We start from the raw sequence: 24,241 nt of genomic DNA on the forward strand, positions 1-24,241 counted from the left end.
CGAGAAGCGATGAGGTGACGGACAAAATGCTCTCCTTGGCCGGACCCTGCCCGGCACGATGACGCGGCGACACTGGCGCGCTGCCGGGTTGCAATTCTTCTGTGAGTCGATGCTTCGGACAAACGAATTTTCCGAACGCATTGCATGACGCCCGCGCATGAGCGCACCACATCGTGAACTAGACGACCGGTCGAATGCGTACCGACCATTCACCTCGCACGGGCTCGCACGTATACCCATGGCCGTGCCGAGTGGATGCGTGCCGCTCATGCATAGCCTGCAAATATTCCGTTTGTCGTGCCATGTCGATCCGGCAAGAATCCCCCTCACTCGACGAACGGCGCCGCCGGCACCGTGGCGCGAGCGGCCGTGTTCCTCAAGGGGAGAATCCTCGTGACGAAGTGCGCATCCACCATTCATCGCCTCATCGAATCGCTCGAGGACGTCCCGGGCGCCATGCATCGCATGACGTTCGTCGACGATGCCGGCAACGAGGCGAGCATCACGTACCGGCGCTTCGCTGAAGAAGTGTTTCGCCAGGCCGGCGCGCTGCGCGAACTCGACGTGCGCGAGAACGACATGGTGATGCTGGCGTTGCCCGCGTCGGTCGAGCATGCGGCCGCGATGATGGCCTGCGTGATGACGGGCGCACTGCCCTGCACCGTGCCGGTTCCCGTGCGCCGCGCCACCGCCGGGCGGCAGGTGATCGACGTCGCCTGCGAGTTGTACCGGCCGCGCCTCGTCATCGCCTCGGATGCGCAGTCGGCCGCCTGGCGCGACGACGCGTTTCCCGCTGCGTCCACGCGCGTCGTCGATCTCGACACGCTGTCGCTCGTCGCGGATGCCGGCGCGCGCGCACTGATCAGCGCGAAGCATGGCCGCGATCCGCATCATGTCCAGCTCACGTCCGGCTCGACGTCGCATCCGAAAGCCGCGGTGCTCAGCCACGAGAACGTGATCGCGAACGTGCTCGGCATCGGCGGGTCGGTGCGTTTCGACGTCGCGGCCGGCGACGGCACCGCGTCGTGGCTGCCGCTCTATCACGACATGGGGCTGCTCACGCTGCTGTCGAACATGCATTACCGTGCGCCGCTGCTGATGATGCAACCGAACAGCTTCATCCGGAATCCGCTCGGCTGGTTGAAGCGCATCGCGTCGGCGCGCGCGACGACGACGTCGGTGCCGACCTTCGCATTGCGCTACTGCGTACGCCGTTTCAACGCCGCCGCGATGGAAGGCGTCGATCTGTCCGCGTGCCGCAACATCTTCATCGGCGGCGAACGCGTGGACGACGCGACGCTGCGCGACTTCGCCGCGACGTTCGCGCCGTACGGTCTCGCGGCATCGGCGCTGCAGCCGTGCTACGGGATGGCCGAATCGACGCTCGCGGTATCGATGCATCGTGCGTGGCACGACGGCACCGTTGACGGCGCGCCGTACGTGATCGCCGACACGCTCGACCGTCGCGCGCTGATCGAGCGCCGCGACGCGCAACCGGCCGCCGCGAACGACGGCGCGGACGCCGACACCGAAACCGTGCTCGCGATGGGCACGCCGATCGAGGGCATGGCGTTCCGCATTCTCGACGACGGCGACCACGCGCTGGCGAACCGCGCGGTCGGCGAAGTCGCGATCCGCGGCACGTCGTTGATGCTCGGCTACCTGAATCCCGACGACGGCTCGATCGCCGCGCCGCTGACGGCCGACGGCTGGTTCCGCACCGGCGACATCGGCTACGTCGCGGACGGCCAGCTACATATCCTCGGGCGCAAGAAGGAAGTCATCATCATTCGCGGCAGCAACTACTTCCCGCATGAAATCGAGGAAGCGCTGGCCGCCCATCGCACGCTGCGCAAGAGCACCTGCATCGCGTTCGGGCTGCCCGATCCCGAGACGGGCACCGAGCGGCTGGTCGTCGCGATCGAGGCGCGACCCGTCGACGCGACGCCGCAGACGCGCGCCGAGTGCCAGCAGCTGCTCGCGTCGCGGATCGGCTTCGCCGCGCAGGATCTGTGCTTCGTCGAACCCGGCTCGCTGCCGCGCACGACGAGCGGCAAGCTGCAGCGCCTGAAGTGCCGCGACCTCTATGCGAGCGGCGCGCTGTCCGTGATTCACGCGACGGCCGCCGTCGAAGCCGGCCAGGGAGCGTACGCATGACGACCGCCACGCTCACGCCGGTGCTCGAACTGCGCGACGTCTCGCGCGTGTACGAGGGCGCGGGCCGCGTCGTCGCGGTGCGCGGCGCGACGATCTCGATTAGCCGGCGCGACGTCGTCGCGCTCGTCGGCCCGTCGGGCAGCGGCAAGAGCACGCTGCTCAACCTGGCCGGCTTTCTCGACGTGCCAAGCAGCGGCGAACGCTGGCTCGAAGGCCGGCGGATCGACGATGCGCCGGACACGCTCGAACGGATTCGCCGCGAACGCATCGGCTTCGTGTTCCAGCAGTTCAACCTGATTCCGGTGATGTCCGCGCTCGAGAACGTCGAGCTCGGCTGCTTCGCGTGGGGCACGCCGCGCACACGGCGCGAGCGCGCCCGCGCGATGCTCGACGCAGTGGGACTCGCCGCGCGTGAACGTCATCGCCCCGGCGAGTTGTCCGGCGGCGAGCAGCAACGCGTTGCACTGGCGCGCGCGCTCGCCAAGGAGCCGGCGATCGTGATCGCGGACGAGCCGACCGCCAGCCTCGACAGCACCAATGCACGGGCGGTGGCCGAGCTGATCCTCGACACCAACCGCACACTGGGCACCGCCTTTCTGATTGCGTCGCACGACGATCGTCTGTGCGCGCACCTGCCGCGCCGCATCGAGATGCGCGACGGCGTACCGGGAGTGAATCGTGAACTGGTCGACGTTTGCGTGGCGTAACCTCTGGCGCAACAAGCGCCGCACCGTGCTGACGATGGCGATGATCGGCGTCGCCGCGTTCGCGTCGAGCCTTGCGCTCGGCTACGTGATCGCGACCTTCGACGCGGTGCGCGAAGGGTCGATCGACAGCGGCGTCGGCCACGTGCAAGTGCTGCACCACGGCTATCTCGACCTGATCGGCGAACGGCCGCTGCAGTACGGGCTGACCGCCGACGAGCAGGCCACCGCCACGCGCGCGATCGCGGCGCTGCCCGGTGTCGCGACCACCGCGCGCGGCATCGACTTCGACGGGCTGATCTCGAACGGCGATCTCAGCTACGGCTTCGTCGGCGAAGGCATCGAGCCGAACCGCGAGCCGCCCGGCTTCTTCGACTATCACACGGTGCTGTCGGGCCGCTACCTGTCGCCGACGAATCCCGGCACTGAAGTCGTCGTCGGCGCGGAACTCGCGCGCAAGCTCGGCGTACACGTCGGCTCGGTCGTGCAGCTGATGGCGTCGACCGCGCACGGCGGCATCAACGCGACCGATGCGCAAATCGTCGGCGTGATGAGCACCGGCAACAAGGACGTCGACGAACGGATCGTCAACGTGACGTTCACGGCCGCGCAGGCGCTGCTGCGCACCGACCGCGCGTCGCGCATCGCGGTGTTCCTGTCGGACACCGCACACACGCCGGCCGCCGCCGCGACGCTGCGCGCCGCGCTGCCCGCGCTCGACGTGAGGACCTGGGACCAGCTCGTGTCGCTCTATCACCAGGTCGTCGCGCTGTACAAGAACCAGTTCTCGGTGTTCGGCGCGATTCTCTGCCTGACCATCCTGCTGTCGATGAGCAACTGGATCCTGATGAGCATCGTCGAGCGCCGCCGCGAGATCTCGACGCTGCGTGCGCTCGGCGTGCCGGCCACGACGGTGCGCGGCGTGCTGATCCAGGAGACCGCCTTCCTCGGCCTGCTCGGCGCCGCCGCCGGCATCGCGGTGGCGCTGCTGACGATGGTCGCGCTCAATCACGCGCAGATCCACCTGCCCCCGCCGCCGGGCCGCGTGAAGTCGATCGTGCTCGAATTCACGGTCTCGCCGGCCGCCGTGGCCGCCGTCGAAGGCGCGTTCGTCGTGCTCGGGGTGGCCGCCGCGCTGCTCGCGACGCTCGGCCTCGCCAAACGCAACATCCTCGAAGGACTCGCCCCATGATTCGCATTCGCCACCTGGCCGCCGCGCTCGTCGCGTGCGCGCCGCTCGTGCATGCCGCCGACGCCCCGACGGCCCAGACCATGCTTGCCCGTGCCGACGCGTACCGCAGCACGGCCGCCGATACGCAGACGAACATCCAGATCACGAACGAAGTGGGCGGCCAGTCCGGCGACGCGACGCGCTACCTCGTCTATACGCGCGGCAACGGCGACACGCTCGCGCTGACGCGCAGCGGCGAGAACGACGGCCAGAAATACCTCGCGACGACGCGCGGCCACTGGTTCTACGTGCCGAACACGCGCAGCGCGGTGCGCATCAATGGGATGCAGCGGCTGCAGGGCGAGGTCGTGATCAGCGACATCACGCGCACGCACTGGGCGGACAGCTATCGCGCATCGGCCGCGCCGGGCGCGACGACGATCGCCGGCAAGCCGGCCACCGAGCTCGACCTGACCGCGACCGATCCCGACAACGTCTACCCGACGATCAAGCTGTGGGTCACGCCCGACACCGACGTGCCGGTGCGCGCGCAGTTCTTCCTCGCGAGCGGCCTGCTGTTCCGCAGCGCCGATTTCTCCGCACCGGTCGACGCGAACGGGCGCAAGGTCATCCGCAAGATCACGTATCGCAACGAGATCGAAAAGCAGCGCGCGAGTGTCGTCGACATCCTCGACGGCCAGCCGCGCAAGATTCCGTCGGGCTGGTTCAACCCCGACACGCTTGCCGATGGCCAGTGACAACCACGCCCATGTCGACGCCCATCGTGACCGCCGCCTTCCATCATCCGGCCGACTCTGGCCCGCCGCCGCGCTCGCCGTCCCGCTTGCGCTCGGCTGCACGCTCGCGCACGGAGAATCGCTGATGGAACAGTTGAGCACGCTGAACGGCATCGCGTACGCACGCACCGTCGACAGCATGGACGGGCACGCGCTGCTGGGCAACCTGATCGGCGACCAGCCGCGCAACCTGCAGGAGGCGGGCCTGCTCGCGCGCATCGACGGCGAGAACCTGTTCATGAACGCGCGTGCCGTGGCCAGCAATCACTCGCTCGGCGGGCAGGCCACCCGTTTCAACGAGGCCGGCGTGCGCTACGCATTCGACAACGGCATCACGCTCACCGCCGGCAAGCGGATCGATCCGCTCGATACGTCGCAGGCGTTCTTCCCGCTCGGCTTCTTCCAGAAGCGGGCCGCGACGGCCGACATCTACGACCGCTACGGCGATGTCGAAGGCACGCCGCTCGTCGAAGCGAAATGGGCCGGCGAACAGACCACGCTGCAGTTCATCGCCGGGGAAAACCGCACGCTGCGCAGCGACGTCGACAACCGCGACGTGCAGGGCGCGACGCAGCTCGTTCGCGGCGCGTACAACTGGTCGGGCGGCTCGGCCGCGTTGCTCGCGGGCCGGCACGCAGGCCGCGGCGGCGCCGGCGCAACGCTGTCGTTCGACGTCGCGCGCTCGAACACCGTCTATGCAAGCGCGTGGCTCGAGCGCGGCACGACGCGTCCGCTGCCCGCCTTCATCGCGAACGGCACGCCGCTCGATTCGCCGGCCGCGTACGACGCGGTCGATCGCCGCAACGATCGCCAGATCATGTGGCGCAGCGCGGTCGGCATGCAGAGCGCACTGCCCGGCAACTTCTCGCTGATCGTCGAGTGGTCGCACGACGAGGCGCGCTACGACGCGAACCAGTGGCGCCAGATGGTCGGCGCGGTCCGCGCGAACAACGCGCTGCTGCCCGTCGCGCCCGGCGCCGCGTTGGGCGGCCTCGGCGGCACGGCCAATTTCGTGAGCGTCGACGGCAACCTGCGCGACTACCTGTTCGCGCGGCTCGGCAAGAAGATCGGCCGCGTCGAATATTCGCTGCGCGGCGTCTATTCGCCGCAGGACAAGGGCCTGCTCGCGATCGCGCAGGTCGTCGCCGACGTGAACAAGCGCGTGAGCGTCGATGTCGCGGTCACCCGCGCGTTCTCCGACAGCAACTCCGAGTACCGGATGGTCGGTCTCGGCACCCGTATCGACGCCGCCGTGCGCGTGCGCTTCTGACAGGAACCCAGCCCCATGTCCACGCTTTCCGCTCCCGCTTCGTCCGCCGCCCCGCTCGCGCCCGCGCCGCTGCTGCTGCGCGTGGCCGACCAGGCCGCGTATCCGGTGCTGCGCCACTTCGACACGATCGCGTCGCTCGGCACGCCGCCGCGCGCGGCGGCCCGGCTCGTCGAAGCCGCTGCCGTGCGGCTGCTCGACAGCGAGATGGTGATCGCGCTGCATGCGGCCACGCCGGACGTGCTGCCCGATTCGTCCGCGTCGACGCCGCTGCGTCACGAGGAAGCGCCGCTCACCGAAGCGCTGCTCGAACAAATCAGCAGCGAAGGGTTTCATCACCTGTTCAAGCCGTTCATGCGCGCGTTCATCCGCATCATGTTCGGGCTGTTCTTCTCGGACGACCAGAACCGTCGCGCGTGCGACTGCATCGACAGCGGTCATAACTTTGCATTCCTGATGAGCGACGGCGGTGGGCCGACGCTCGCCGCGTGGCGCACCGTCGTGCGTAGCGACGACAACGGCCTCGCGCTCACTGTCGACAAGGTGTGGGGCATCGAAGCGCATCGCGACTGCATGGCGGTGGTCGCCGCGCGCTTGCCGGGCGTGATGTTCCCGGCCGCCTACCTCGTATGGCCCGACGAGTACCGCAAGCTGAAGCGCACGACCTGCGGCGCGCCGTTCCTCGCCGGCAACCTGCAGCTCGCGAACGTCGGCGGCCAGGTGCGCGCGCATGCCGAAGACCGCCTGCGCATCGGCGGCCCGACCGTGTTCAACAAGTACCTGACCGTCGTGCGCCCCTACTTCGTCCGCGCGCTGATGGCGCACGTCGGCTGGCTCGCGCAAACGGGCCGCATCGAACTCGACGCCGACGCACGCGCCGTCCACCGGTTCATCGCGGACGCCGCGCGCAGCCAGACCGACGACGCGCACTACAGCTTCGGCAAGGTGCAGCGCGTGCTCGCGATCAAGCTGCTGTCGAACGAATTCCTGACCGCGCTCGTGCGCGACGGCAGGGTGGCGACTTTCGACGACCAGCGCGACCTGCTGGCGTTTTCGAAGATGGAAGGCAGTTCGTACCGTTGTTATCACGAGCTTCGCAAGAGCCTGCGCTGCGAAGCCGGCAGTTGACCCACGCGACAGGCCGATCGATCCCGATCAACCCACTTCATTATCAGGAGCTCCTCTCATGACGACCCAGAACGTTCCGGCCGACGCGCTCGACATCCTGTCCCGCGAAGTCGCGAAGATCCTCAACGTCGAGACCGTCGACACCGACGCCGGCATCGGCGAACTCGGCATCGATTCGCTGAACATCGTCGAGCTGATCGTGTTCTGCGAACAGCTCTACGGTTCGATCGACCCGGAAGCGCTGAACATCACGCAGTACACGACGCTGCAGCAGCTCGACGCGCAGCTGCGCCGCCAGCAGCACGCTGCCTGACCCGACGATGCTCGCGCCCCTTGCGACCGTGGCGGCCCCCGCCGCCCAGCCGGCCCCGGCCACTGCGCTGACCGTGCAGGCGCTCGCGTATCGGCGCGTCGCGCCGTCGCGCGACGGCGCGGCCGTGCCGCTCGACGACACGGCCCGCGCGATCGGCACGCTCGCGTGCGCCGAACGCGAGCGGCTGTGCGGCGCGGTCGGCGCGGACGACTACGTGGTCAGCTCGACGATCCTGTCGATGCTGCTGATGAACGATTCGCCGCAGCATCGCGTGTTCGCGCAGGCACTGGCCGGCGCGAACGACTACACGCCCGACTGGATGACCTGCTCGTACGAATGCGCGGGCTGGGGCTACGTCTTGCGCCGCTCGCTCGCCACCGCGGCCGAGACCGGGCCGCGCACGCTGCTGCTGCAGATCGTCGACATCGACGTGCACGGCTTCACGTACTGGCACGGCAACCCCGCATGGGGCCGCTCGGGTTTCGGCGTGTGCTCGCTGCTCGTCGATGTCGGCCGCGAAGCGGCATCGTCGGCGCCGTCGGTGCTGGCCGAGGCCGCGCCGCCGGCCAGCGCAGTCGTGCGGCTGGGCCGCGACATCCGCACCTTCTGCGCAGCCCGCCCCGGCTTGCACGCGGCGCTGCCGTTCTTTCCGGCGACGTCGCGCCGCGCGTTGCTCGCGTCGGTCGGCAAGACGCCGCTGCTGCCGGACGGTCACGGGCAGTTCGGGCATGCGTTCGGCAGCGATCCGTGGCTGTCGGTGCTGCTCGCACATCGCGACGGTGACACGCCGCGCCGCGCGGCCGTCTGCTCGCTCGCGCTGAACGGCTATTACGCGATCGCCGACGTTGCGTTCGCGCCGGACGCGACGTTCTCTCTCGACGACGAGGCGTGACATGGTGCGACCCGTTCACTTCACCTACCGGATCGAGCGCGACGCGCGGCAGCCGGTCGCGGTTGCCGCGAGCGCGTACCGGATGCCGCTCGACACGCCGGCCGACTACGCGCGCGCCGCGCTCGCGGAAACAGCCGGCGACGTCTATGACGCCGGCGATGCACTCGGCGGCGATCGCCGCGTGTTGCTCGATCACGTCCAGTACTTCGCATTCCTTGCCGAAATCACGGCACGCATCCGCAACGACGTGCATCCGGACGCCCGCGTGTTCATCGAAGTCTGCGCGCCGTACTTCGGCGCGCTGCCGGCCGAACTGCTCGCGCCGCACGTGCTGCTCGGCGTGCACCTGTACGACGAAGCGTTGCGCGATGCCGCGCGCGGCGCCCCGGTCGTGTGGATCGGCGACCGGATCCTGCGCGACGCGGAGTTCGCCGGCGACAACCGCGTGTGCTGCGCGATCTGGCCGGCGCGGCTCGCCGACGCGTTCGACGCGCAGCTGCGCGGCCCGTGGCCGTCGTTTGCGATCCGCCTCGACCCGCACCCGGCCGCGCCGCGCGCCGCCGCCATGACGCTTACCGATTCCGCCCATCATTCCGGCGCCGCCGCGCGGCCGGGGAGACCTTGAAATGACTGACACGCTCACCGTAATGCAGGACACGGCCGACATCCGCTGGTCGATGCCCGTCGACGCCCTGATGTCGAACGACTACGCACTGCGCGAAGAGGCGCTGAACCGGTTGTACGAAAAGGCGAAGGCCGCGCAGTGGGACGTCGCGACCGACGTCGACTGGAGTCACGATCTCGATCCGGCGAACCCGCTCGGCATGCCCGACCCGACGCTGCTGATCTACGGCACCGAGCTGTGGGGCAAGCTGTCCGACACCGACAAGCGCGAGGTGCGCCATCACGCGCAGGGCTGGCTGCTGTCGCAGATCCTGCACGGCGAGCAGGCCGCGCTGATCTGCGCGTCGAAGCTCGCATCGGCCGAGAACGGCCTGAGCGCGCGGCTGTGCGCGGCCGCGCAGATGATGGACGAAGCGCGACACGTCGAGGCGTACGCGAAGCTCGTGAACGAGAAGCTCGACGTCAGCTACCCGATGAGCCGCTCGCTGAAGGGGCTGCTGCACGACACGATCACGAGCAGCGCGCTCGACATGACGAACCTCGGGATGCAGGTGCTCGTCGAGGGCATCGCGCTGTCGATCTTCCAGAGCGTGGTCGCGTACAGCACCGATCCGTTCATCAAGGACCTGTTCGTGCGGATCCAGCGCGACGAATCGCGTCACTTCGCGGTCGGCCGGATCACGCTGTGCCGCGTGTACTCGGAGATGAGCGCGGTCGAGCTGCGCGAGCGCGAGGAGTTCGTCTGCGAAGGCGCGGCCGTGCTGTACGAGCACCTGTGCGCGGACGACATCTGGGAACCGATGGGGCTGTCGAAGCGCGAATGCAGCGCGATGGTGCGCGAGTCGCCGGTCTCCAGCTCGATCCGCCGCTCGATCTTCCGGCGCCTGGTGCCGACGATCCGCGAGATGGGCCTGCTCACGCCGACCGTGCAGGCCACCTTCGAAAAACTCGACGTCCTCGACTACGCGGCGATGCCGCTCAACTGAACCATGACGACGACCTCCTCCCAAGCGTCACGCGATTTCTGGATCGGTATCGACGCGGTGGCCTACGAGCTGCCGGGCCTGCCCGTCGACATCGAGGCCTGGGCCGCCGAGCGCGACTACCCGGCGCAGCGGGCCGCGGCGATCGCGCAGTCGGGCAGCCGCTATTTCCACATGGCGCTCGACACGAGCGAGACCGATCTCGCGATCGCGGCGGCCGGCCGCCTGCTCGACACCGCGCGCGTGCATCCGTCCGACATCGGCGCGATCGTGCACGTGCACACGCAGCAGTTCAGCGTGCCGCCCGCGCCGCGCAGCCTGCCGCACGAGCTGGCCGCGCAGCTCGGCATCGAGCCGTTGTGGCTCGGCTCGGTTGCACAGCTGAACTGCGTGTCGGTCGCGGCCGGCATCGAGACGGTGCGCGCGCTGATGCGCCGCTATCCGCAGCTCGACGCGGCGCTCGTCGTGTCGTCCGACCGCGTGTACGGCGAGGATTACCGGATGCGCCAGATGACGGGCGTGCAGTGCGACGGCGCGGCCGCGATGCTGATCGCGCGCAACAGCACGAAGAACCGGCTCGGCGGCGTCGCGATCGAGACGCATGCGAAATGGCATCGCGGCTCGGACACCGTCGCTGCGAACGAGGCCGACCTGATCATGATGGAGTGGCCATACACCCGCAAGGCGATCGACGCGGCGGTCGCGCTCGAGCCGTACGCGCTCGACGCATACGAACTCGTGCTGCCGCACAACGCCGACCTGCCCGGCTGGAACGCGCTGTGCCGCGCGATGCGCGTGCCGGCCGAGCGGCTCTATGCGGAGAACATCCACGCGCGCGGCCACGCGTGCTGTTCGGATTTTCCGATCAACCTGGCCGACGTCGGGCTCGACGCGGTCGCGCGCGGCCAGCGCGTGCTCGGCGTGATGCAGTCGAACTGCGGCGCGTACGCGGCCGCCACGCTCCATCCGGTGGGCCGCCATGACGCCTGAGCACCCGCTCCCACCCGCCGGCGACCACGCGTGGATCGCCGACCTGCGCACGCCGTGCTACGTGTACGAGCCGGAAGTCGCGATCGCGCGCTACCGGTCGCTGAAGGCGCGGCTCGGCACGCGGCTGATCGTGTCGCTGAAGGCGAACCCGAACCAGGACATGCTCGCGCGCTGCGCGCATGCGTACGAGGATGGCGTCGAGCTCGCGAGCCGCGGCGAACTCGACGCGGTGATCGGCCGGATCAAGACGCCGCGCTACCTGAACAACCCGTCGATGGACGAGATGTTCATGCGCGCCGGGCTCGCGTCGCGCTGCCATTTCGTGCTCGACAACCCCGACGCGGTCGCACGCTTCGTGCCGCTGGCGCGCGAGGCGGCGGCCGGCGGCAGCACGCCGGGCGCCGTGCTGCTGCGCGTGAATGCCGGCGCGCTGGCCGGCGACGATGCACGCGCGCTGTGGCACGACCACTTCGGGATGACGCCGAACGAGGCGCACGACGCGGTGCGCACGCTCGCCGCCGCCGGTTTGCCGGTGGCCGGGCTGCACGTGTTCTCCGGCCCGCATTCGTTCATCCGCCAGGACGCGACGCAACCCGACACACTCGTGCTGCCCGAGCGGCTCGCGGCGCTCGCCCGCGATCTCGCGCCCGCCAACGGCGCGCCGCTCGCGTCGCTGAGCCTCGGCGGCGGTTTTGCCGACGATCATCCGGGCGATGCCGCGTTCGAGCGCTATGCAACTGCGCTCGCGCCGCTCGCCGGCCAGTACTCGCTCGCACATGAATCGGGCCGCGCGATCTTCGCCGATGCGGGCGTGTTCGCGACGCGCGTCGTCGCGGTCAAGACGTGGCAGGACCGCACGATCGCCGTCTGCGACGGCGGGCTGTCGCATGCGTTCCTGCTCGCGCAGACCGAATCGGTGATGCGCCGGCTGGCCGCGCCGTCGCTCGTGCGCCGCAAGCCCGCACCGCCGGAGCGCGGCGTGCCGACGATCTATGTCGGCAGCACCTGCAGCCGCGCGGACGTGATCGGCCGCGACGACACGGGCGCGCCGCCGCAGGTCGGCGACATCGCCGTATTCGCGCGCTGCGGCGCGTATCACCGCACGTACTCGATGGCGCATTTCCTGTCCCACGAAGCCGCGCACGTGTACGTGCGGCCTGCCTAGACCCACCTGAGAGAGAAGCCGATCATGAACGCCCTGATCAGCGTCGCCGACCTGCTCGAACACGGCGCCGCACGCTGGCCGCAGCATCCCGCGTATGCCGACGGCGGCGGCACGATGACCTACGAACAGCTCGCACGCGCGGTCCGCCGCGCGGCCGCCGCGCTCGCGTCGCGCGGCGTGCAGCCCGGCGAGCGCGTCGCCATCTACGCGCCGAAACGCATCGAAACCGTGGTCGCGATGCTGGCGGCCAACGCGCTCGGCGCGATCTTCGTGCCGGTCAATCCGCAGTTGAAGGAAGCGCAGATCGAGCACATCGTCACCGACAGCGGTGCGGCGCTGTTCATGACCGGCGCGCAGCGGTTGAAGCGCCTGCCGGCGCTCGCCGCGCTCGTCGGCGCACGCGCGATGCTGATCGAGGAACTGGCCGACGCGATCCACGCGCCCGGCACCGACACACCGGCACCGACACCGGCCCCCGCCGGCCGGCCGGTGGACGACGATCCGGCCGCCCTGCTCTACACGTCCGGCTCGACCGGCAAGCCGAAAGGCGTGGTCGTGTCGCATCGCAACCTGGTGTCGGGTGCGTTCAGCGTCGCCGCGTACCAGGGGCTGGCCGACGACGACGTCGTGCTCGGCGTGCTGCCGCTCAGCTTCGACGCGGGCCTGAGCCAGCTCACGACCGCGCTGGCCGCCGGCGCGTGCTATGCGCCGCTCGACTTCCTGCAGCCGGCCGAAGTGCCGCGCCATTGCGACGCGTTCGGCGTGACGTCGATCACCGCCGTGCCGCCGTTGTGGATGCAGCTCGCGTCCGCGGGCTGGAGCGACACGGCGCGCACGCGGATCCGCCGCTTCGCGAACACCGGCGGCCATCTGGCGACGCCGCTGCTGCACCGCCTGCAGGCGGTGTTCACGAACGCTTCGCCGTACCTGATGTACGGGCTGACCGAAGCCTTCCGCTCGACCTACCTGCCGCCGGCCGACGCGGCATTGCGGCCGACGTCGATCGGCAAGGCGGTGCCGAACGCCGAGATCCTCGTGCTGCGCGCGGACGGCAGCGAATGCGCGGCCGACGAACCCGGCGAACTCGTGCATCGCGGCGCGTTCGTCACGCTCGGCTACTGGAACCGGCCCGAGCTGACCGCGCAGCGCTTTCGTCCGCTGCCGCGCCGGCACGGCGAGATCCCGCGCCCCGACGTCGCCGTGTGGTCCGGCGACATCGTGCGGCGCGACGCGGACGGCTACCTATATTTCGTCGCACGCGGCGACGACATGATCAAGACGTCCGGCTATCGCGTGAGCCCGACCGAAGTCGAGGACGTGCTGTTCGCACTGCCCCATATCCGCGAAGCCGCCGTGTTCGGTGTGCCGCATGCGTCGCTCGGCGAGGCGATCGCCGCATGCGTCGTGTCGACGCTCGACGCCGACGCCTGCCGCGCCGACATCGCACGCGCGTGCCGCGACGCGTTGCCGACCTACATGAGCCCGCTCGTCGTCGAGCCGCTGCCGGCGTTGCCGCGCAACCCGAACGGCAAGATCGACCGCCCCGCGCTGAAAAACCAGTATCGCGACGCGTTCGCACCCACGAACGAGGAGACCGCCGCATGACCCTGTCGACGCTCGATGAAACCTGCCTCGGCGCGCGCCGCATCGCCGAGCCCGGCACGCTGGCCCTGTCGGGCGGCGTCGTGGTGCTGCCGCCCGCCGTCGTGTTCAGCGCGATCCAGGCGCAGGAACGCCATCCCGGCTACCGGCACCTGCTGCTGCCGCAGGCGCGCTTCGCGCGGCCGCGCGGAATGGGCGCGCTGACGCCCGACGAAAGCACGCGCCTCGCGCCGGGCGGCCGCCCCACGCTGCGGGTCGCGCCGCCCGGGCGCAGCCTCGCCGATCTCGCCGCCGACGCGGCGCTCGACCTGCGCGACCAGCTCGGCTCCGGGCAACTGGCCCGCACGACCCACGTGATCGTCGCGAGCTGCGCGCTCAACGAAGGGATCGGCGATTCGGTCGTCGGCCGCATGCAGTACGAACTCGGGCTGCAGCGCGTGACGCCGTTCGCGCTCGGCCAGAACGGCACGCTCGGCTGGTATTCGGCGCTGATGCTGCTCGACGGGCTGCTCGACGAAGGCGACCAGGCGCTCGTGATCCTCAGCGACAAGTGGCTCTACCCGTTCTTCCGCCAGTTCGGCGACCTGGTCGGCTACGGCGACGCGGCTGCCGCGCTGCTCGTGTCGCGCGCCGGCCCGGCGCCCGAGCCGGCCGACTGGGGCGGCGTGCGGTCCGTCGCGATGGAATTCGGGCCGTCGATCGCCGATCCGTGGGCCGACGCGCCCGGCACGTTGCGCGACACGCTCGCGCCGGTCGCCGCGCGTGCGATCCGCCGCGCGCTCGACCTGACCGGGCTGCGCGCCGGTGAGATCGACTGGTGCGTGCCGCCCGGCTTCGATCCCGGCTTCGCGGCGCGCGTGGCCGACGCCGCGTCGATCCCGGTCGCCGCCCGCATCCAGCACGAAGCGGCCGGCCACCTGTCGTCGGCCGAATCGGCCGCTGCGCTGATCCGGCTCGCCGGCGCGCTCGACGAAGGCGAACGCCGCACGGTGCTCGTGTGGGATGCGGCACTGCACGGCGCGGCGGCGGCGGCCGTCGTCGACCTCGCCGGCGGCCTCGATGCCGCGCTCGATATCGAAGGAGACGCGTGATGAGCGCCTACAAGGTGAGCCTGCGCGAGCTGCGCTTCTTTCTGTGGGAACTGTTCGAAGCCGACAAGCGGTTCCTCGCGGAGCACGGCCTGTACGGCACGCACGACCGCGCATCGATCGACGCGCTGCTCGAACGCGCACGCGATTTCGCGCTCGACCTCGGGCGCAGCTACCAGCAGGCGGACGTCGAGGGCTGCACGCTGCTCGACGACGGCCAGGTGCGCATTCCGTCGCATTTCCACGCGTTGTGGGCACGCTTTCGCGACGAATGGTCGAACACGCTGTTCGGCACCGCGCACGGGCTGCCGCCGATCGTCACGCAGATGATCTACGAAATGTTCATGGGCGCGAACCCGTCGTTCATGACGTACGGCGGCTTCACGCGCCCCGCGATCAAGCTGCTGCAGATGCACGGCACGCCGCATCAGAAGGCGCTGATCGCACCGCTCGAGGCGTACCGCTGGGATGCGTGCTTCTGCGCGACCGAACCGCAGGCCGGCACCGACCTCACCGCGGTCGCGCTGCGCGCGACGCCGCTCGAACGCGACCTCTACGCGATCGACGGCGAGAAGGTCTACATCTCGGCCGGCATGCACGAGCTGACCGAGAACACGCTGTATTTCGTGCTGGGCCGCATCGACACCGCGTCGCCGGACTCGTTCTCGCTGTCGTGCCTCGTCGTGCCGCGCTTCTGGCCGGACGAGGAAACCGGCGAGCTGCAGTCGAACCATGTCGACTGCATCGGCCTGCCGCGCAAGATGGGGCTCAAGGGCTGCGCGAACACGCACCTGGTGTTCGGTTCGAACGGCACGACCAAAGGCTGGCTGCTCGGCGGCCGGCGCAACGTCGGCCTGCTGCAGCTGATGCCGCTGATGAACCAGGCGCGGATGAGCACCGGGATGTTCGGCGTCGGCGTCGCGTCGAGCGCATACCTGCATGCGGTCGAATATGCGGGCCGCCGGCTTCAGGGCCGGCCGATCGAACGCGCGTCGAACACCAACGCAGCGCGCGTGGCGATCGTCGAGCACGCGGACGTGCAGCGCATGCTGGTCGACATGAAGAGCCGCGTCGACGGCTGCCGCGGCCTGCTCGGCAAGCTCGCCGCGACCGCCACGCGCGCGGCGATGCTCGAAGCGACGCCCGACGCCGACCCGGCCGAGATCGAGCGCCACCGCAAGCTGCAGCTGCTGCTGACGCCGATCTGCAAGGCGTTCATCTCCGACCAGGCATGGCGGATCTGCGAAACCGCGATCCAGGTGCACGGCGGGCTCGGCTATACCGATGCGAGCCCCGTCGAGCAGAACGCGCGCGACGTGAAGATCCTGTCGATCTGGGAAGGGACGAACTACATCCAGGCGCAGGACCTCGTGCGCGACAAGCTCGGCTTCGGCCGCCATTCGCGGCTGATCCAGTACTACCGCGACGAACTCGACGTGTTCCTCGCGCGCCAGCATCACACCGGCACGCATGCGGAGCTGCGCCCGCTGTTCGACGCGCTGCGCACGGGCGCCGACCGGATCGCCACCGCGCTCGACGACATCGCGCGCGACGTGCAGGACGGTCACACGCACCGCAGCAGCCAGTTCTACACGCGCTTTCTCGAGATGTTCGGCGTCGTCACGTCGGCATGGGTGCTGCTCGAATCGGCGACGATCGCCGCGCGCCGGCTCGACGCGCCGGACACCGCCGACACGCCGGCCGAACTCGCGTTCTATCGCGGCAAGCTGAAAAGCGCGCGCTACTACTTCGCGAACGTGCTGCCCGTGGTCGACCAGCACGCGGCCGTGATCGCCGCGATGGCGCATGCGGCGATCAGCGTCAGCAGCGACGAACTCGCGCAGGTGGAATGACATGGAGACGACGCTCGATTCCGGTACGTCCGCTTCGACTGCCGCAACCACCTCGGCCGGCGACGCGCCGCGCAACCTGCTCGGCCGCCCCGCGACACGCCATCGCGGCACCGACATCGACGGCGCGACGCTCGAACCCGAAGCGCTGCGCGTGCGCGATCTCGACCTGAACGCGCTGATCGGCACGACGACGTTCGAAGGCGCGCTCGCGCACCTGTGGTTCGACGTCGCGCCCGGCAGCGCCGCACATCGCGCACACGAAGCGGCAATCGGCGCGCGGCTCGCGGCGTTCGCCGATGCGCTGGCACCCGGTAGCGCCGCGCAATCCGTCGCTGCGGATCTCGGCGCGGCGGGTGTCGCGCCGGTGTTTGCCGCGGCGTCCGGCCTGCTGCGCGGCTTCGACGACGTGACGGCCCGCATGCACGGCGACGCGCCGGACGACGCCGATCTCGACACGATGCTGCTGTGCGCGTCCGCCGCGCCGTTCCTGCTGCATGCGGCGATCGAAGGCCGCCCGTTCGCCGCACGCCACGACGCGATCGGCGCATCGCTCGCCGGCACGTCGAGCCAGGCGCAACGCATGCTCGTGCTGACCGGCGCGACGCGTAGCGACGCAGCGGCCCAAGCGGCAATGGACATGCTGCTCGTCGCGTGGCACGCGGGCTTCGGCTACATCACGCCGACCGTGCTCGCGCCGCGGGTCGCGATCGGCACCGGCGTCACGCTCACGCAGGCGATCGCGTCCGGTTTCCTCGCGAGCGGGCCGTCGCACGTCGGCGCGGCGCTCGAAGCGATGCAGTGGCTCGCCGCGCTCGTGCAGTCGGTGCCGAGCGGCACCGGCGCACCGCCTGCCGCGCTCGACGCAACCGGGCGCGCGGCGATCGACGCCACGCTCGACGCGAAACGCACGCTGTACGGCTTCGGCCATCCGCTGTTCGTCGCGGATCCGCGTCCGCCGCACATGCGCGCGCAATTCGCGGCGCAAGGCTTCGACGGCGCGTACGTGACGCTGTTCGACGCGTGCTGCGCGCAAGCCGACGCCCGCCGCGCGTTGCGCCCGAACATCGATTTCCTGACGGCCGCGACGTTGCTCGAACTCGGTGTCGCCGCGCCGTCGTGGGGCGTCGGCGTCGGGCTCGGCGCGCGCATCGCGGCGATGGCCGCGCATGCGGTCGAACGGCGCCGCCGCCCGGCTTTCGGTGTCAACAGCGCGACCGCGCGACGGCTGCTGGCCGCCGTGCCGGTCGGCTGGCTGTGAACCCTTTATCCCTTCGGCACCCTTCTGCAAAAGGAACGTCATGCTGCTCAAGAACCTGCGCCCGGCGAACGACTACGATCGCTTCGCCACCGAAACGCTCGAACCGTGGGACCTGCTGTTCATCAGCCGCATCCGCCAGCTCGCACGCGGGATGACGCCCGGCGTGATCGCCGACATCGGCACGGCCACCGGCGTCGTGCCGGTGCGGCTCGCGACCGACCCGGCGATGCGCGGTTGGCGCTACGTCGGCATCGACCTCGATCCGGCGATGCTCGACGAAGGCCGCCCGCGCATCCACGAACTCGACCTCGACGACACGATCGAGATGCGCGTCGGCGATGCGCTCGCACTGCCGTTCGACGACGGCACGCTGACGATGGCCGTCGGCCGCGCGACGCTGCACCACCTGCCGAACAAGGCACTGAGCCTCACCGAGATGTATCGCGTGCTGGAACCGGGCGGCATCGCGCTCGTGCACGACATGCGCCGCGACGCGCCGCAGCACCTGCTCGACCGCTTCACCGAGATGCGCGCCGCCGCCGACTATCCGCCGACCCACGTCGAGGAAAAGATCACGCTCGACGAGGCGCATGCGCTCGTCGCCGAAGCCGGTCTCGCGGCAGTCGCGTCGATCTACAGCCCGAGCGCCGGGCTCGGCGCGCTCGGCTTCGAGATCCTGCTGAAGAAACCGGCGCTGGCCTGAGTGATGACCGACCTCGCCTTCCTTGCCGCGCACGCCGCCGCGCGGCTCGGTGCCGACGACGTGCACTGCGCGGCGGTCGCGCCCGGCGCGACGCTGCCGCTGTGCGTGACGCCGCGCAGCGCCGAACTCGCGACCTCGCCGGAGATGTTCGTCGCGTGGTACCGCTCGCGGCTCGACACGATCGACACGCTGCTCGACGCGTGCGGCGCGCTGCTGTGGCGCGGCTTCGCGGTGCCCGACACCGCCGCGTTCGGCCAGCTCGGCGCGCTGTATCCGCCGCACGCGAACGGCTATACGGCCGGCGCCGCGCCGCGCAAGCAGATCGACGGCCAGGTGTACGAGTCGACCCGCATGCCGCCGCCGTTCAAGATCGGGCTGCATCAGGAGATGGCCTACATGCCCGCGTTCCCGCGCCTCGTCGCGTTCTATTGCCGGCAGCCGGCCGACGCGGGCGGCGAGACGCCGATCTGCGACATGCGCCGCGTGACGGCGCGCGTGCCGGCCGCGCTGCGCGAACGGTTCGCCGAGCGCGGCGTGATGTACCTGCGCAATTTCGCGGCGCCCGGCGCGCGCGCGGACAGCCTCGCCGCCCATCCGGGCATGCCGTTCGCCGAATACCACCGGCCGTGGGACGACGCGTTCGGCACGACCGAGCGCGACGAGGTCGAGCGGCTCTGCGCGGAGCGCGGCGTCGGCTGCCGCTGGCTCGACGACGGCAGCGTGACGGTGTCGCACGTCGGCAGCGCGCTGCGCACGCATCCGCGCACCGGCGAAACCGTGTGGTTCAACCAGGCAACCGCGCAGCACCCGAATCCGCGTTCGATGGGCGAGCTCAGCTACCGCTACCTGCAACGCATGTACGGCGGGCGCGCGGCGTTCCCGTACGAGATCCGCTATGGCGACGGGTCGCCGATGCCGTTCGACGATCTCGTCGCGATCTACGACGCGTTCGACGACGAGGAGCGCGCGTTCCCGTGGCAGGCCGGCGACGTGCTCGTCGTCGACAACATGCTGGTCGCGCACGGCCGCAACCCGTACCGGGGCGCGCGCGACACGCAGGTCATGCTGTTCGACTGACAGGAAGCCGACGATGAGCGACTCGTTCCTCGCCTCCGTGCGCGCGCTGTTCGGCCCGCACACCGCGTTCGACCGGCCGCTGCGCACGGCCACGCAGCCGCTGCCCGATGCCCACGCGCCCGGTGCGGCGCTCGGCGCGCGCGCGATCGACGTCGCGGCCGGCGATTTTCATTTCTCCGCGCGGCAGGTGCGGTTCCGGCTCGGTGCCGTCACCGCGATCGTCGGGCCGAACGGTTCCGGCAAGACCACGCTGCTCGAAACGCTGCTCGGCTTCCGGCGCGGCGGCACCGACGTGCGCGTGCTCGACGTGCCGGCCGCGCGCTTCATGCGCGATACGCCGTCGCTGCGGCGCATCGGCGCGCAATTGCAGAAGGTCGAGTATCCCGACCATCTCCGCGTGTCGGAGATCGTCGCGCTGCACCGCGCGATGTACGTGCACGCGGATGCCGCGGTCACGGATGCGCTCGGCATCGCCGAACTGCTCGACAAGCCGTGCCGCGCGTTGTCGAAGGGGCAGCGCCAGCGCATCGATCTCTACGTGGCGCTCGCGCACCGGCCCGAACTCGCCGTGCTAGACGAACCGTTCACCGGCCTCGACCGCCGCTATGCGGGCGTCGTGATCGACCTGCTGCGCCACCGTGCGCGCGGCACGAGCGTCGCGATGATCTGCCACGCCGAGGAAGAGCTGGCCGTCGTCGACGATCTCGTGTGGGTGCGCGACGGCGGCGTGCGCTACCAGGGCGACAAGGACGCGCTGCGCGCCGAGCTCGTCGGCGAGGCGCGCGCGGTCCTGCACTGCCGCGACGAAGCCGACGCACGCGCGCTGCGCAAGCGGCTCGCGGCGCTGCCTGGCGTGACCGGCGTGCGCGTGTCGGCTGCACACGTCGTCGAGGTGTTCGGCGATGCGACGCTGCATCCGAACGTGCACCGCATCGTCGGCGAACAGGGCATCCAGCATCTCGCGCTCGCGCCGAGCACGCCGGGCGACCTGCTGCGCCTCTGTACCGAGGGCCCCACCCATGACTAAGGTGTTCCTGATTCTCGTGCGCAACGAGCTGCTCGGCTATCTGCGCAGCCGCTCGTCGCTGTTCTGGACGCTCGTGTTCCCCGTGTTCCTGCTGAGCGTGATGCTGTTCGCGTTCGGCGGCTCGGGGTCGCTCGGCACCGCGGACATCGCGTTCGCCGTCCCCGGTGGCGCGACCCCGTTCAGCCGCGCCTGCGAAGCGCAGATCGTCGACAGCCTCACGCACAGCGACACGGTGAAGGCGACCTTCGACGGCCGCGGCGCGGCGGCCGATCGCGTGACCGTCGTGCTCGGCAACGACGAGCGCACGCCGGCCACGATCCGCTACGACTTCAACGGCTCACTGGCGGTCAAGGCCGCGTCGCGCGTCGTCGAGATCGCGCTCGCACGCTGCGCCGCGCAGCGGCTCGGGCTACCCGCCGCGCAGGCCCGCTTCGAGAACGCGGCGCCCGCGCGCCGCCCGTTCGACTACGGCGCGTTCTTCGCGACCGGCATTCTCGTGATGGCGTTCATGGCGATCGGCCTCAACTCGACGACGACCGCGATCGCGTCGCTGCGCGAACGCAACACGTTCAAGCTGTACGTGTGCTTCCCGGTCTCGCGCGGCGTGTTCCTCGCCGCGCTGATCGTCGCGCGGATGATCATGATGGCGCTGTCGGCGCTCGTGCTGCTGACCGTCGCACGCGTCGCGTTCGGCATCGCGCTGCCGATCGCGACGCCCGACGGGCTGCGCGCGCTGCCGATCGTGCTGCTCGGCGCGGCGATGGTGCTCAGCGTCGGCGTGCTGCTCGCGAGCCGCGCCAAGTCGCTCGCCGCCGCCGAACTCGCGTGCAACGTCACCTACTACCCGCTGCTGTTCTTCAGCGACCTGACGATCCCGATGCACGACGCGCCGGCCTGGCTGAAGGCGGTGCTCGCGTTCCTGCCGACCAACCAGTTCGCGGTCGCGCTGCGCGGCGCGTTGGTCGACGGCGCCCCGTATGCGCAGCTCGCGCCGCAACTGCTCGGCATGACCGTGAGCACGGCGCTGTTCCTGTTCGCCGCCGCGCGGCTGTTCCGCTGGCACGACGCTTGACGCGTCGCCCGCTGTTTCGATGTTTCGCTGTTTCGACGTTTCGACGAAGGAGAATCCCCCCGATGAAATCGAGCAATCCCATTACCGACTACCTGCTGCACGCGAGCAACTTCCTGCCGGCGATCGTGTTCCTGTTCTACGGCCGGCTCGGCCCCGAACAGCCGGACGTGCGCTGGACGCACGCGTTCCTGATCGGCGGCGTGCTCGCGCTCGTGCACGGCGCGTGGCTGATCCGCCGCGCGGACCGCAACAGCATCGCGATCGGCGTCGACCTGTTCCTCGTGATCGGCGCGGTGCTCGCGCTCGTGTCGCCGACAGGTAGCCGTTTGTGGGGCGAGGAACTCGGGCCGGCCGCGATGCTCGTCTGCGTGCTGGTCGTCGGCATCGTGCATACCGCGTGGTCGGACGGCGGGTTCGTCGACGGCACGTTCGTCGACCATGCGCGCGCACGCTCGCTGTCGATCGTGCTGCTCGCAGTGACCGTCGTCGCGCTCGCGGTGTCGATCGCGATGCGCCACAGCCCGCTGTGGGGCGGCGTCGTGCCGCTGATCGCGCTGGTCGTCGTGCGCGGCCGGCTGCGCAAGCAGCTCGTGCGGGCTGGCTGACGATGAGCGCGCTGCCGGACCGCGCCGCGCAGCGGCACGCGCTCGCCGCGACGCTCGATGACGGCTGGCTCGACGGGGCATCTTCCGACGAGTGTTCATCGTATGTAACGGATGTGACGCTCCACGGCGGCATCGCGCTCGGCGTCGCGCGGCCCGCGTCGACCGCCGACACGAGCGCACTCGCCCGAGTCGCTGTCGCGCACCGCATCGCGCTGGTCGCGCAGGGCGCGCGCACCGGGCTCGTCGGCGCCGCCGTGCCCGATCGCAGCGGCACGCAATGCGTGGTGTCGTTCGACCGGATGCGCGCGGTGCGCGCGTTCGACGCGGCGAATCGCAGCATCACGGTCGAGGCCGGCGTGCGGTTGTCGGACATCAACCGCGTCGCGGCCGAAGCCGGGCTCTGCCTGCCGATCGATCTCGGCAGCGATCCCACGGCCGGCGGCCTCGTCGGCGCGAATGCGGGCGGCAGCCGCCTGATCAAGTACGGCGACGTGCGCCGCAACGTGCTCGGCGTCGAAGTCGTGCTCGCCGACGCGGCGGGCACCGTGATCGACGCGCTCGCGCCGCTGCGCAAGCGCAACGCGGGCTTCGACGTCACGCAATGCTTCATCGGCGCGAACGGCGCCAACGGGCTCGTGACGGCCGTGTCGTTCGCGCTTGCGCCGCTCGAACGGTCGTCGTGCGCGGCGTTCGTCGCGTTCGCGTCGTACGACGCGGCGCTCGCCGGCCTGCTCGCGTTCGAGCGCGCGTTCGGCGAAATGCTGTCGGCATTCGAATTCATGTCGGCGGCAGCCGTCGGCTGTGTCGCGGCCGCGTATCCGGCGTCGCGTGTTCCGTTCGAAGCCGACGCTGCCGCGTGCTATGCGCTCGTCGAGATCGCGACCGGCATGCCGGGGCTCGATGCGCTGCTCGAGGAACGCACGGTCGCGACGCTCGACACGCTGGCAGGCGAGCACGTGGTGCTCGACGCGGCCTGCGCGCCGGCCGAACGGTTCTGGCGGATCCGCGACGCACTGCCGGCCGCGGTGGCGCAGGACGGCATCCCGCTGTCGTTCGACGTGTCGTTTCCGCGCGGTGCGCTGGCCGCGTTCGTCGCCGACGCCGAGCAGTGGATCGCGGCCGTGCATCCGTCGCTGCGTTGTCACACGTTCGGGCATTTCGGCGACGGCGGCTGCCATCTCGTCGTGTCGATCCCGCACGCGTGTGCGGAACGTTACGGGCCGCTGCAGCAGGTGGCGCTGCGCGGCGCACTGTACGACCGCGTCGTGCGGGCCGGAGGCTGCTTCAGCGCCGAGCATGGCGTCGGGCCGGTCAACGTCGCGTACTACCGCAAGCATGTGCCGGCCGCACAACGGCAGGTCGCCGCCGCCATCCAGCACGCCGTCGACCCGCTGGGTCTGATCGGGCGTGTCCGCTATTGACGCGCCGTCACGCGGCGCCACGGAGAATTCGCATGATCCTTCGACACCCACCCGGCCTGGGTACCGTTTCCGAACCGGATGACGAACCGCCTTTGTCCGGCATTCCGGCCACGCTGCCCGACTCGGGGGTCGTGGTCAACGTGCGAGGGGTGGCGTACGTGATCCAGCTGCCGCCGCGCGATCATGCGCGCCCGGCGCTGTGGCGCGAGCTTGAGGATTGGCGAGGCGACCGGTCTGCGGGCGGTAACGGCGAGCCGGATGCGCGGCAGGATTGAGCATCGATGTGCGTTCTGATGCCTTGAAAAGCCACCGCAGAAACGACAACGGCGCCGGACAACCTAGGT

General features: G+C 70.3%; 23 protein-coding genes. All 23 read left to right on the forward strand.

Features of this window, described 5'->3' with window-relative positions:
- Positions 1 to 393 precede the first annotated feature (393 nt).
- The 23 genes from CFB34_RS35915 to CFB34_RS36025 all read left to right on the forward strand — a co-directional run bounded on the left by CFB34_RS35915 (position 394) and on the right by CFB34_RS36025 (position 24,172).
- The gene (locus tag CFB34_RS35915) at positions 394 to 2,157 is read left to right on the forward strand and encodes a fatty acyl-AMP ligase (RefSeq protein WP_242808762.1); all 1,764 of its coding nucleotides are present in this window, start codon (positions 394 to 396) and stop codon (positions 2,155 to 2,157) included.
- Positions 2,154 to 2,864: an ABC transporter ATP-binding protein gene (locus tag CFB34_RS35920; protein WP_089444414.1), complete on the forward strand. Its 711-nt coding sequence runs from the start codon at positions 2,154 to 2,156 to the stop codon at positions 2,862 to 2,864. The genes CFB34_RS35915 and CFB34_RS35920 overlap by 4 nt, the downstream gene beginning before the upstream one ends.
- The gene (locus CFB34_RS35925) at positions 2,836 to 4,053 is read left to right on the forward strand and encodes an ABC transporter permease (protein WP_089444415.1); all 1,218 of its coding nucleotides are present in this window, start codon (positions 2,836 to 2,838) and stop codon (positions 4,051 to 4,053) included. Before CFB34_RS35920 ends, CFB34_RS35925 begins: the two co-directional genes overlap by 29 nt.
- Positions 4,050 to 4,790 carry an outer membrane lipoprotein-sorting protein gene (locus tag CFB34_RS35930; RefSeq protein ID WP_089444416.1) on the forward strand — a complete coding sequence of 247 codons (741 nt, stop codon included), beginning with the start codon at positions 4,050 to 4,052 and terminating at the stop codon, positions 4,788 to 4,790. Before CFB34_RS35925 ends, CFB34_RS35930 begins: the two co-directional genes overlap by 4 nt.
- Positions 4,780 to 6,099, forward strand: a complete 1,320-nt coding sequence (locus CFB34_RS35935) for a hypothetical protein (RefSeq protein WP_089444417.1) — start codon at positions 4,780 to 4,782, stop codon at positions 6,097 to 6,099. Before CFB34_RS35930 ends, CFB34_RS35935 begins: the two co-directional genes overlap by 11 nt.
- 15 nt (positions 6,100 to 6,114) lie before the next feature.
- Positions 6,115 to 7,224 (forward strand): hypothetical protein, encoded by a 1,110-nt coding sequence (locus CFB34_RS35940; protein ID WP_089444418.1) that lies wholly within the window; start codon positions 6,115 to 6,117, stop codon positions 7,222 to 7,224.
- Positions 7,225 to 7,282: 58 nt separating this feature from the next.
- Positions 7,283 to 7,537 (forward strand): acyl carrier protein, encoded by a 255-nt coding sequence (locus CFB34_RS35945; RefSeq protein ID WP_011350104.1) that lies wholly within the window; start codon positions 7,283 to 7,285, stop codon positions 7,535 to 7,537.
- 7 nt (positions 7,538 to 7,544) lie between these two features.
- Positions 7,545 to 8,429 carry a hypothetical protein gene (locus tag CFB34_RS35950; RefSeq protein ID WP_089444419.1) on the forward strand — a complete coding sequence of 295 codons (885 nt, stop codon included), beginning with the start codon at positions 7,545 to 7,547 and terminating at the stop codon, positions 8,427 to 8,429.
- 1 nt (position 8,430) lies between these two features.
- Positions 8,431 to 9,054 (forward strand): hypothetical protein, encoded by a 624-nt coding sequence (locus CFB34_RS35955; protein ID WP_089444420.1) that lies wholly within the window; start codon positions 8,431 to 8,433, stop codon positions 9,052 to 9,054.
- 1 nt (position 9,055) lies between these two features.
- Positions 9,056 to 10,039, forward strand: coding sequence for a ferritin-like domain-containing protein (locus tag CFB34_RS35960; protein ID WP_179243789.1), 984 nt, complete (start codon positions 9,056 to 9,058; stop codon positions 10,037 to 10,039).
- Positions 10,040 to 10,042: 3 nt separating this feature from the next.
- The gene (locus tag CFB34_RS35965; protein WP_089444421.1) at positions 10,043 to 11,026 is read left to right on the forward strand and encodes a ketoacyl-ACP synthase III family protein; all 984 of its coding nucleotides are present in this window, start codon (positions 10,043 to 10,045) and stop codon (positions 11,024 to 11,026) included.
- Positions 11,016 to 12,191: a PLP-dependent decarboxylase gene (locus tag CFB34_RS35970; RefSeq protein ID WP_089444422.1), complete on the forward strand. Its 1,176-nt coding sequence runs from the start codon at positions 11,016 to 11,018 to the stop codon at positions 12,189 to 12,191. Before CFB34_RS35965 ends, CFB34_RS35970 begins: the two co-directional genes overlap by 11 nt.
- A 24-nt stretch (positions 12,192 to 12,215) precedes the next feature.
- Positions 12,216 to 13,796 (forward strand): acyl-CoA ligase (AMP-forming), exosortase A system-associated, encoded by a 1,581-nt coding sequence (locus CFB34_RS35975; protein WP_089444423.1) that lies wholly within the window; start codon positions 12,216 to 12,218, stop codon positions 13,794 to 13,796.
- Positions 13,793 to 14,884 (forward strand): hypothetical protein, encoded by a 1,092-nt coding sequence (locus CFB34_RS35980; protein ID WP_089444424.1) that lies wholly within the window; start codon positions 13,793 to 13,795, stop codon positions 14,882 to 14,884. The genes CFB34_RS35975 and CFB34_RS35980 overlap by 4 nt, the downstream gene beginning before the upstream one ends.
- On the forward strand, positions 14,884 to 16,734 hold the full coding sequence (locus CFB34_RS35985; RefSeq protein WP_179243790.1) for an acyl-CoA dehydrogenase: 1,851 nt from the start codon (positions 14,884 to 14,886) through the stop codon (positions 16,732 to 16,734). Before CFB34_RS35980 ends, CFB34_RS35985 begins: the two co-directional genes overlap by 1 nt.
- Before the next feature lies 1 nt (position 16,735).
- Positions 16,736 to 17,992, forward strand: a complete 1,257-nt coding sequence (locus CFB34_RS35990) for a citrate/2-methylcitrate synthase (protein ID WP_089444426.1) — start codon at positions 16,736 to 16,738, stop codon at positions 17,990 to 17,992.
- Positions 17,993 to 18,032: 40 nt separating this feature from the next.
- A complete protein-coding gene (locus CFB34_RS35995; RefSeq protein WP_069249723.1) occupies positions 18,033 to 18,695 on the forward strand; it encodes a class I SAM-dependent methyltransferase in 663 nt (220 codons plus the stop codon).
- Positions 18,696 to 18,698: 3 nt separating this feature from the next.
- Positions 18,699 to 19,772 (forward strand): TauD/TfdA family dioxygenase, encoded by a 1,074-nt coding sequence (locus CFB34_RS36000; RefSeq protein ID WP_089444427.1) that lies wholly within the window; start codon positions 18,699 to 18,701, stop codon positions 19,770 to 19,772.
- A gap of 13 nt (positions 19,773 to 19,785) precedes the next feature.
- Complete coding sequence (locus CFB34_RS36005) at positions 19,786 to 20,799, forward strand: ABC transporter ATP-binding protein (RefSeq protein WP_089444428.1); 1,014 nt, start codon at positions 19,786 to 19,788, stop codon at positions 20,797 to 20,799.
- Entirely contained in the window at positions 20,792 to 21,871 is a 1,080-nt protein-coding gene (locus CFB34_RS36010; protein WP_089444429.1) for an ABC transporter permease, read from the forward strand. The genes CFB34_RS36005 and CFB34_RS36010 overlap by 8 nt, the downstream gene beginning before the upstream one ends.
- A 62-nt stretch (positions 21,872 to 21,933) precedes the next feature.
- A complete protein-coding gene (locus CFB34_RS36015) occupies positions 21,934 to 22,476 on the forward strand; it encodes a hypothetical protein (RefSeq protein WP_059590725.1) in 543 nt (180 codons plus the stop codon).
- A 2-nt stretch (positions 22,477 to 22,478) separates the two neighbouring features.
- On the forward strand, positions 22,479 to 23,897 hold the full coding sequence (locus CFB34_RS36020) for an FAD-binding oxidoreductase (RefSeq protein WP_089444430.1): 1,419 nt from the start codon (positions 22,479 to 22,481) through the stop codon (positions 23,895 to 23,897).
- 32 nt (positions 23,898 to 23,929) lie between these two features.
- Positions 23,930 to 24,172 (forward strand): hypothetical protein, encoded by a 243-nt coding sequence (locus tag CFB34_RS36025; RefSeq protein WP_089444431.1) that lies wholly within the window; start codon positions 23,930 to 23,932, stop codon positions 24,170 to 24,172.
- Positions 24,173 to 24,241 lie beyond the last annotated feature (69 nt).

The organism is Burkholderia sp. HI4860, assembly GCF_002223045.2.
Taxonomy (GTDB): domain Bacteria; phylum Pseudomonadota; class Gammaproteobacteria; order Burkholderiales; family Burkholderiaceae; genus Burkholderia.